Genomic DNA, 10,925 nt, shown 5'->3' on the forward strand with positions numbered 1-10,925 from the left:
ATGTTCAGGATATCTCGCCCCGGTGATTGCACCTGCCTGCCCCGACAACCATTGATTGTCCGGCAACCCGAATTTGCAACAGCCACAGCACCGAGGGGGGCCGCCTTGCCCCCCCGGAGAGGCGCCCGGTATTGCCGACACAGCCCCGGACCGATGCTTGCGGAAACACTCTTCGCTTCCCAGACCATCAATGTTCAGGACATTTCGGCTCCTGTGATTGCATCTCTGCCTGCCCCAACAACCATTGATTGTCCGGCAACACCAGAATTTGCAACAGCTACAGCTACCGATGAATGTGGTTCTGCTTTCACCTTAACTTATGAAGACAGCACTTTGCCCGGTATTTGTGCCGGGGCATACAGCGTAACCCGCACATGGACTGCAACCGATGCTTGCGGAAATATTTCATCAGCTTCGCAGACAATCAATGTTCAGGATATTTCTGCTCCTGTGATTGCATCTCTGCCTGCTCCGACAACCATTGATTGCCCGGCAACACCTGAATTTGCAACAGCTACAGCTACCGATGAATGCGGTTCTGCCTTCACTTTAACCTTTGAAGATGTTACTACTCCCGGTATATGTGCCGGAGCATACAGCGTAACCCGCACATGGACAGCAACGGATGCTTGTGGAAACATTTCTTCTGCTTCCCAGACCATCAATGTTCAGGATATCTCTGCCCCGGTAATTGCATCTCTGCCTGCACCGACAACCATTGATTGTCCGGCAACACCAGAATTTGCCACAGCTACAGCTACTGATGAATGCGGTTCTGCTTTCACCTTAACTTATGAAGACGCTACTACACCAGGTATTTGTGCAGGTGCATACAGCGTAACCCGCACATGGACTGCTACCGATGCTTGTGGAAATATTTCTTCAGCCTCGCAAACAATCAATGTTCAGGATATTTCGGCTCCTGTGATTGCATCTCTGCCTGCACCGACAACCATTGATTGTCCGGCAACACCGGAATTTGCAACAGCTACAGCTACCGATGAATGTGGTTCTGCTTTCACATTAACTTATGAAGACGCTACAACACCAGGTATTTGTGCCGGTGCATACAGCGTAACCCGCACATGGACGGCAACGGATGCTTGCGGAAACATTTCATCTGCTTCCCAGACCATCAATGTTCAGGATATTTCGGCTCCTGTGATTGCATCTCTGCCTGCCCCGACAACCATTGATTGTCCGGCAACACCAGAATTTGCAACAGCTACAGCTACCGATGAATGTGGTTCTGCTTTCACATTAACTTATGAAGACAGCACTGTGCCCGGTATTTGTGCCGGAGCATACAGCGTAACCCGCACCTGGACGGCAACGGATGCTTGCGGAAATATTTCTTCTGCTTCCCAGACAATCAACGTTCAGGATATCTCTGCCCCTGTGATTGCATCTCTGCCTGCACCGACAACCATCGATTGTCCGGCAACACCGGAATTTGCAACAGCTACAGCTACCGATGAATGTGGTTCTGCATTTACCCTAACCTTTGAAGATGCTACAATGCCCGGTGCATGCACCGGTGCCTACAGCGTTATTCGCACATGGACTGCAACGGATGCTTGCGGAAACATTTCTTCTGCTTCCCAGACTATCAATGTTCAGGATATCTCTGCTCCTGTGATTGCATCTCTGCCTGCCCCGACAACCATTGATTGTCCGGCAACACCGGAATTTGCAACAGCTACAGCTACCGATGAATGTGGTTCTGCTTTCACCTTAACCTATGAGGACAGCACTGTGCCAGGTATTTGTGCCGGCGCCTACAGCGTAACCCGCACATGGACAGCAACGGATGCTTGCGGAAACATTTCTTCTGCTTCACAGACTATCAATGTTCAGGATATTTCGGCTCCGGTGATTGCATCTCTGCCTGCCCCGACAACCATTGATTGTCCGGCAACACCGGAATTTGCAACAGCTACAGCTACTGATGAATGTGGTTCTGCTTTCACCTTAACTTATGAAGACAGCACTGTGCCCGGTATTTGTGCCGGTGCATACAGCGTAACCCGCACCTGGACTGCTAACGATGCTTGTGGAAATATTTCTTCAGCATCGCAAACAATCAATGTTCAGGATATCTCTGCTCCTGTGATTGCATCTCTGCCTGCACCGACAACCATTGATTGTCCGGCAACACCAGAGTTTGCAACAGCTACAGCTACCGATGAATGCGGTTCTGCTTTCACATTAACTTATGAAGACAGCACTGTGCCCGGTATTTGTGCCGGAGCATACAGCGTAACCCGCACATGGACAGCAACGGATGCTTGTGGAAATATTTCATCAGCCTCGCAAACTATCAATGTCAGGGATATTACTGCTCCGGTTGTTGTTTGTCCGGGGAATATTACAGTTAATAACGATCCCGGAGTTTGCGGAGCCAATGTTATTGTGCCCACTCCAACAGTATTGGAAACCTGTGGAGTAGTAAGCATTCTCAATGACCTGAATCTAACTTCAAATGCTAATGGTTATTATCCGGTAGGAACCACTCAGATCATTTGGACCATAAATGATGAGTGCAACAATGTCTCTACCTGTACAATGAGTGTTACAGTAACTGATAATGAAGCACCTGCCATTCAATGTCCGGAAGATGTGCTGATATGTTCGACAGAAACCCTAAATATTGGATTAGCAACTGGTACTGATAATTGTGGTATTCTGTCGGTTACCAATAATGCTACTGGAAACTTTATGGTCGGTACTACAGCCATAACCTGGACAGTAACAGACATTCACGGGAACAGTTCATCCTGTGAGCAGAGTATTACGATCGTTCCTATGGTCACTGCCAATGCAGGGCCGGATGAAACGATTTGTCAGAATTCTCAAGGCTACCAGGTACTCGGGGCCACAGCATCCAATTATTCCAGTTTGCTTTGGACCACAACCGGGAATGGTTCGTTATTGAATGCCAATACTATTTCACCGACCTATGTGCCCCAGACAGGAGAAACAGGGAATGTATATTTAACCCTGACAGCATCCGGAATTGCTCCATGTTCAGGAACTTCTGATCAGCTCCTGTTGAGCATCATTCCAGGGCCAATGGTTTCAGCAGGTGATGATGCTACTATTTGTGAGAACCAGGTTTTCGTTCCAACAACTTCCAATGCAGCATATTACAATTCCATTCTTTGGACGACTTCAGGAACCGGAACATTCAATGATCCTACGATATTGCACCCCACCTACACTCCAGATGCAACAGATATCCAGTCAGGAACAGTGGTCTTAACTCTCACAAGTATTGGATCAGCTTTATGCGGAAATATTGCAGATAATATGACACTAACCATATCGGAAGCAATAATAGCACAAGCAGGTCCGGATGCAGCAACATGCCAGGGAATTCCTTTCACAGTTAACCAGGCCAGTGCACAAAATGCTGTTTCAGTCTACTGGACGCATAATGGACTTGGCACCCTTACAGGCAATACAACACTGAATCCCACTTATACTCCAGCTCAGAATGAATTGGGAACCATTCTTCTTACCCTTCATGCTGAAGGCTTGGGCACATGCGGGAACAATGAGGACCAGATGGCTTTATCTGTTCATGGCATACCCCAGGTGTTTGCCGGGAATGATAATTCCAGTTGCGGGAACAATCCATTCGTATTGTCAGAAGCTACCTCCTCCAATATTGAGAGTCAGCAATGGACGACATCCGGCGATGGAATTTTTGATGTTCCAACTTTATTAAATGCCACTTATCTTCCCGGACCTAATGATTTAGATAATGGAGTTGTTACCTTGAAACTTTCAGCTATTGGGTATGCCAATTGCGGAATCGTAGAAGACAGCCTGGTCTTGAATTTAACCACAGAACCTTCTGCAAATGCCGGTCCTGATGCAAGCACCTGTAGTTCTTCACCTTACACAATTCAGTATGCCAATGCTACTTCGGTTGCCGGTCTGTACTGGACCCATAATGGTAATGGCACACTAAATGATGCCACAACCTTACATCCTACTTATATACCAGGCATAAATGAAACCGGAAATATTACCCTGGTTTTACATATTACTGCTTATGGAAACTGCGGAAGTGTTTTGGATTCAATGTCGTTAATGGTACAAGAGCCTGCTCTTGCCGATGCAGGGAATGATCTTGCAACCTGCGATCAGGCTTCAGTAAGGATTACAAATTCCCAGGCGTCTGCTTATACTTCAATACTTTGGGTTAGTTCAGGCGATGGTTCATTTGATGATCCCACAGACTTGCATCCATTATATACTCCTGGTAACACTGACAGAGCAAACGGTTTGGTCAGGCTGAGTCTTCATTTACAAGGTATTACCCCATGTCAGGATGTAGTTGATGAGATGCTGTTACAAATTGGCATGAGTCCGAAAGTTTATGCCGGTGATGATGCTTACCTCTGCCAGAATGAAAGCTTTACAATAATTGGAGCGACTGCAATTTCCCAGGGAACCATTTCCTGGCAAATCTCGCCAGCATCAAGCGGTGTTTTATCAGGAGCAAATACACTTACTCCGACCTTTACTCCGGCAAGTGGATATTTTGGAGAAGTGATTCTAACACTTTCACAGGAAGGAAGCTCTGCTTGTGCTAATATTGTAGCAACAGACCAGGTGAAATTAACTGTAAATAAATCACCCGTAGCAAATGCAGGTGAAGACCAGGTAATAGGTGAGGATAAGCGTGCAAAGCTCAATGGTTCAGCTTCTGAAGGTTCGGGACTCTATGCATGGAAATGGCAACCTGAAAAATTCCTGGAGGATGCAACTTCCATGAATCCTATGACTCTGCCTTTGGGTTCAACCACTACCTTTACATTAACCGTAATGGATTTAGTGAGTAGTTGTTCCGGAAATGATGAGATCACAGTCTTTATCGGATCGCCAGGTTTTGAAATCATAGCAAGGGCCGACTACGACACTGTTCTGGTCAATAATTCAGGAAAAATTGAAGTGCTTCTGAACGACATTTATCCTGACAATTCTAAGGTAACTTTATCATTATGTTCCAATCCTAACAATGGATTAGCAATTATCAATCCTGACCAGACTATAACTTATCAGCCCAAGCGGAAATTTACTGGTGATGATTCCTTGTGTTACAGGATATGTATTGATGTTACACCTGAAATATGCGTGGATACCATGGTATATATCCATGTAAGGCCAACTAAAATTGATGACTTACTAGTTGTTACAGGGATTACTCCAAATGATGATAATGTAAATGATGACTGGACTATCAGAGGTATTGAAGACTACCCTGATAATACAGTAATAATTTTCAATCGTTGGGGTGATAAGATCCGCTCCTTTACTGGTTACGACAATAAAGAAAAGGTTTGGGATGGGAAGAATGAAGAAGGAAAGCCTGTACCAGATGGCACATACTTCTATATCCTTGAGATTAAAGAATTAGGTAAATCATCAGGTTGGATTTTTGTAAGAGGTAATCGTGAATAGCCTCTGATGAAAATTATAAATGCCTAGTTGAAATTACCTGGCATCGATTTCTAAACACTGCTCTTTGATTCTTTTCAGGAGCAGTGTTTTTCTTTTATCAAATTCCCAAATCGAATCTCAGGTAAACATGGTTTGGACAGACTTTCCCAATTCTGTACTTAACCTTTAAAATTGAGCTTCTTTTATTACTATAAGATCTTTTATTCTCGATTTCAACAAATTCATTTAAAATCAGAATAGCTCTATTCCCAAATTATTACATTTCATGCTTATAAAAATTTACAGTATGTAAAAAAAAAGTGAAAATGCTAATCAAAAAAAGCGGATGAAATAATTATCTGAAAATATTTTAATTATTCAATAAACTTCTATTTATCTGTTTATTAGTTATTTACGGACATACTAATTTTACAATACTACACTTTCATTACATTTCCAACTGTTTGGCACAACTTTGGGACATAGGAAAATGCGAACAACTAACATATAGTTCTACAGCAGACTCCAACTACTCTAAGAAATACCAACGTGATGAAAAAGATACTCTTCCATACTCTCAGCCTCGCAACAATTCTTGTAACTCTTTTTTCTGCACGAGTTAATGCACAACAGGATCCACTGTTCAGTCAATATATGTTCAACAAGCTTGCAGTCAATCCAGCATATGCAGGCAGTCGTGATGTTCTTACCCTGGATGCATTATACAGGTATCAGTGGGTAAATATTGAAGGAGCTCCCCAGACTTTTTCAGCATCAATGCATTCACCTTTGAGGAACAATCATATGGGACTCGGTTTAAATGTTTATCATGATGTAATCGGCCCTTCTATTAACCAGGGTGCTATGGCTACTTTCTCATACCGTATCCTTTTCCCTAACTCAAAATTATCCTTTGGAATTCAGGCTGGTTATAAATATACAGATGTACTCTGGTCAAGAATAGTTACCCTTGAAACTGAAGATCCACTGTTACGTGCTCCTTTAAATAACAAGGCCGTTCCCGATGCAAGCTTTGGTGTTTATTATTACTCAAACAAATATTATGTTGGGTTTTCTTCAAAGCAGTTGTTTCAAAACCAGATGGGAGTAGTTTCAGTTAATGGTGAAGAACAATTCACCAAACTGCTTCGCCACTTTTACGGTATGGCCGGTGCAGCCTTCCCAATCTCAGAAGATGTTGTTTTCCGTCCATCAGCTTTAGTAAAGTTTGTTAAGAATGCTCCTCCTCAAATGGATCTGAATGCAAGTTTCATGATTAAGAGTGCTTTCTGGCTTGGAGTATCTTATCGTACCGAAAAAGCTTTATCATTCATGGCAGAATTCAACCTATCAGAAAATCTAAGAATGGGTTACTCATATGATCATTGGTTCAATGAACTTCAATCATCCAACAAAGGATCTCACGAAGTAAGGCTCAGTTTCGACTTCGATATTTTCCATTCAAGAATGCTTACCCCCCGTTATTTCTAATAAGCAGACAGAAGCCAAATCAGATACACCATATATCCTCGGAAAAAACATATTCAAAAAGCAACTCCAAAAACCCATTGTTTTGCGCCCATGCCGGATAACCTCCGGCATTTTTTTTATTCCACTGATTGCAATCAATAAATGATTATGAATATTAAAATTGATACACCTGCTGAGGCTTTCAGTTGAATTGAGCTTAATAAGATAGATACTAATATATTCCAATTGACAAATTATTAGGCCAGGTTGATGTATCAACAGGCCCTGGTTCAAAAGTTTTAAGATATGTCCATTTTAGGTCCACATATATTGACCTAACTTTTATTTGTTAAAAGATTAAATCACTAAAGTGTTCAAGCAACTGATCTTTAGGCTTCTAAAGAATTTGGTGATAGGAAACATAAGTTTTCCAATTTGAAATTATGCTTTTTTTTGGGACAACCCTATTACTTTTTCTATTCACATCAATAAAAGAATAGAGAAAAACATTAAGATGCAAAAAGTAAATTTCTTACTCAATTATATGGTTGCTAGGAAGACCTCTTCCAGGCATAATACCAGTTGTATGCTTGTTTTGCATAAAAAAATCCCTGAAGACAATCAGCTGTAAATCTACAATATATACTCTCTGTCATGTTTCAACTAAAATCTAACCAACACATAACTAATACATTACACAATAGACTAAACAACTACCAACAAATAAAAAAACACCATAAAACACTGACCCAAGCAATTGGGATCTATGCTTTTATCATACTTCTGTACTCCGCGGAAGTCTTTTCGTTATCAGGAGAACAGGACAAAGCATTACAGAAGCCTTTTAATAAACAGACAGAAAAAGATCAACTGAATGATAAGAGCCGGAGTTTGAAACCCTCATTCTGCCTGGCTTTAACACCTAAGAATACTCGATATACTCTTCATAGCTATAGCACTTTCAGCTCTTCCCTATTCCCTTCTAATTACCACTTTCCCTTACTCTTACCTACTTCCGATAAGCTGCTGATATCATTAAATAGCCAGGCTTAAGCCAAGCTATTGAGCCAAGCACACTCATTGAATTTTTTTGCGTAAGCCATAATACTAGCGTCATGAGAAACATCTTTACCCAGTCAGGACAGGAAATTCGTACAGGCAAGGCACTGCCTGTATTATTTTTTATGGGAGTCATCCTTTTTGCATCAGGCTTACAGGAAGCCAGGGCACAGGCTGTTCTCCACAGTGTAGGACCCACAACAATTTGTGAAGGAGCAAGCACAACGATGGCCGTAACCATCGATGGAGGGCTTTATCCCTTTACGCTGATTTATACCGATGGTACCAATCAGTTTACTGTGACTCCTTACGATGATGAACAGTTAATTACTGTTTCACCGACAATAACCACTACTTATACCCTGGTGAGTATTGCCTTTGGAAGTAGTCCTGTGCAATACCTGGATGACTTAAGTGGTTCCGTCACAATAACGGTGAATCCACTGCCAACAAATCTGAGTATTACAGTTAACCCGGTTTCTCCGGTCTGCCCCGGGGTCAATTTCACAATTTCTGCTTCCGCAACTAACGGAAGCACTTATGAATTGTGGAACCAGGCTAACACTGTGAAGATATCAAACTTGCCCTACACAACCTCGATTGCATCTGCAACGAGTTATACTGTAAGAGCAATCAGTGTTCACAGTTGCACTATCAGTCAGGCGCTGACTGTAGGTATTGACAATGTTGCCCCAACAATCAGCTGCCCGGCTAGTCAAAATCTGAATACCAATGCAGGAAGTTGCAGTGCCACCCTTCCTGATTACAGGTCAGGGGTAACAGTTAGTGATAACTGTACCGCCAATGGCTCAATAACGCTTACACAGAATCCTGCCCCTGGTACTGTCCTGGCCGGTGGCGACGGATCAACACAATTGGTAACCATTACTGCAACCGACGCTAGCAGTAATTCCAATTCCTGCTCATTTACAATTACTGTTCAGGATGTTGAAAATCCTGCAATTACCGGAACAGCCGTTTCCGGAAATAAAAATACTGATGCCGGCCAATGCTACTATACAGTATCCGGCACCGAATTCAATCCAACCTCAGTTACTGATAACTGCGGAGTATTATCGACCACATATTCTGTTTCAGGGGCAACAACTGCTTCCGGAAACAATACCATGGCCGGAGTGCAGCTTTCGAAAGGTGCCAACATAATTTTGTGGACTGCCACCGACATTAATGGCAATACCAATACCTGGACTTTCACCATTACGGTAGTTGACAATCAAAATCCTCAATTCACAAATTGTCCTGCCAACCGCGATCTCAACATGGGAGCAGGTGTTTGCACAGCAGTCCTTCCAAACTATATCACCCTGCTTAGTGTCACAACAACTGACAATTGTGGTGCCGGAGCAGTTGGTATAACTCAATCGCCAGTTGCCGGAACAGTTTTGGCCGGCGGGGATGGATCTACTCAACTGATCACCCTGACAGCTACCGATGCTTCGGGAAATTCCAACACCTGCACTTTCACTGTGACGGTTCAGGACACCGAGTTACCCAGCCTGAGCTGCCCGGCTAACATCAGCCAAAATGTGGATGTCGGGGTTTGTGGTGCGGTAGTGACTTATACAGCACCTGTTGGAACAGATAATTGCGGGGGAGCTAATACTGTCCGGACAGCAGGTCTTGCTTCCGGTGCTACCTTCCCGGTCGGAGTTACTACCAACACTTTTGTTACCACTGATGCTGCAGGAAATTCAAGTTCCTGCAGTTTCACTGTAACAGTGCTGGATAATGTGTTACCGGAAATCACTTGTCCGGCTGATATTACAACTTCAGCCGAAGCCGGTGGATGTACTGCAACTGTGACTTATACGGCACCTGTTGGAACAGATGTTTGTGCCGGTGCGGTTACTGTTCAGACAGCAGGTTTGGCATCTGGTTCATCATTCCCTGCCGGTGTTACAACAAACACCTTCAGGGTAACTGATGCTTCAGGCAATGAAGCCACCTGCAGTTTCACTGTTACAGTTACTGATACAGAAGCTCCGGTTATTTCGAACTGTCCTTCAAACATCAGTCAATCGAATGACCTGAATCAGTGCAATGCTGTTGTTACCTGGACCGAACCCACTGCAACGGATAATTGCACTTCATCAGGCAATCTGGTCTGGACAAAGTCGCATACTCCTGGTTCATCATTCCCGGTAGGTACCACAACAGTGACCTATACAGCAAGAGATGCCTCAAACAATTCGAGCGTATCTTGCAGTTTCACTGTTACGGTGACTGATACACAGTCTCCTGTAATTAGCGGATGTCCTTCGAATATTACCAAATCGAGTGACCCCGGTATTTGTACAGCCATTGTTTCCTGGACTGAACCCAGCGCAACTGACAACTGTACATCTTCAGGAAATCTTGTCTGGACAAAATCACATACCCCTGGTACTCTATTCACTGCTGGTACTACCACCGTTACATATACAGCAGCCGATGCTGCAGGAAACATCAGCAATGTATGCAGTTTTAATGTAACAGTAGTTGATAATCAGAAGCCAATCATCAGTGGTTGTCCTACAAATATGACTGTTGCGAATACCGCCGGATTGTGCACCGGTACAGCTACATGGACTGAACCGACAGCTACCGACAACTGCACTGCTTCCGGAAGTCTGGTATGGACAAAATCACATACACCCGGCTCAACCTTCCCGATAGGAAACACCATTGTAACCTATACAGTGAAGGATGCATCCAATAATACAAGTAATCCATGCAGTTTTACAGTAACAGTAACTGAAAGTGAACCTCCCGTTGCAAATTGCAAACCAGCCACTATTTATCTTAATGGTTCCGGTATTGCCACTCTGGCTGTAAGTGATGTGAATAATGGTTCCACTGATAATTGTACTGCACAGGGAAGCCTGATTATTACCCTTAGTAAAACTTCTTTCAATTGCTCCAATAAAGGGATTGAATAATGTAGT

3 protein-coding genes are annotated in these 10,925 nt (G+C 43.4%); all 3 read left to right on the forward strand.

From position 1 onward, the window contains the following. The first annotated feature begins 153 nt into the window (after positions 1-153). The 3 genes from IPH84_18230 to IPH84_18240 all read left to right on the forward strand — a co-directional run bounded on the left by IPH84_18230 (position 154) and on the right by IPH84_18240 (position 10,919). Positions 154-5,472 carry a gliding motility-associated C-terminal domain-containing protein gene (locus tag IPH84_18230; GenBank protein MBK7175105.1) on the forward strand — a complete coding sequence of 1,773 codons (5,319 nt, stop codon included), beginning with the start codon at positions 154-156 and terminating at the stop codon, positions 5,470-5,472. 531 nt (positions 5,473-6,003) lie between these two features. Then, positions 6,004-6,942 carry a type IX secretion system membrane protein PorP/SprF gene (locus IPH84_18235; protein MBK7175106.1) on the forward strand — a complete coding sequence of 313 codons (939 nt, stop codon included), beginning with the start codon at positions 6,004-6,006 and terminating at the stop codon, positions 6,940-6,942. Between the two features lie 1,094 nt (positions 6,943-8,036). Further along, the gene (locus IPH84_18240; GenBank protein MBK7175107.1) at positions 8,037-10,919 is read left to right on the forward strand and encodes an HYR domain-containing protein; all 2,883 of its coding nucleotides are present in this window, start codon (positions 8,037-8,039) and stop codon (positions 10,917-10,919) included. Positions 10,920-10,925 lie beyond the last annotated feature (6 nt).

The sequence above is a fragment of the Bacteroidales bacterium genome (assembly GCA_016707785.1).
Taxonomy (GTDB): domain Bacteria; phylum Bacteroidota; class Bacteroidia; order Bacteroidales; family UBA4417; genus UBA4417.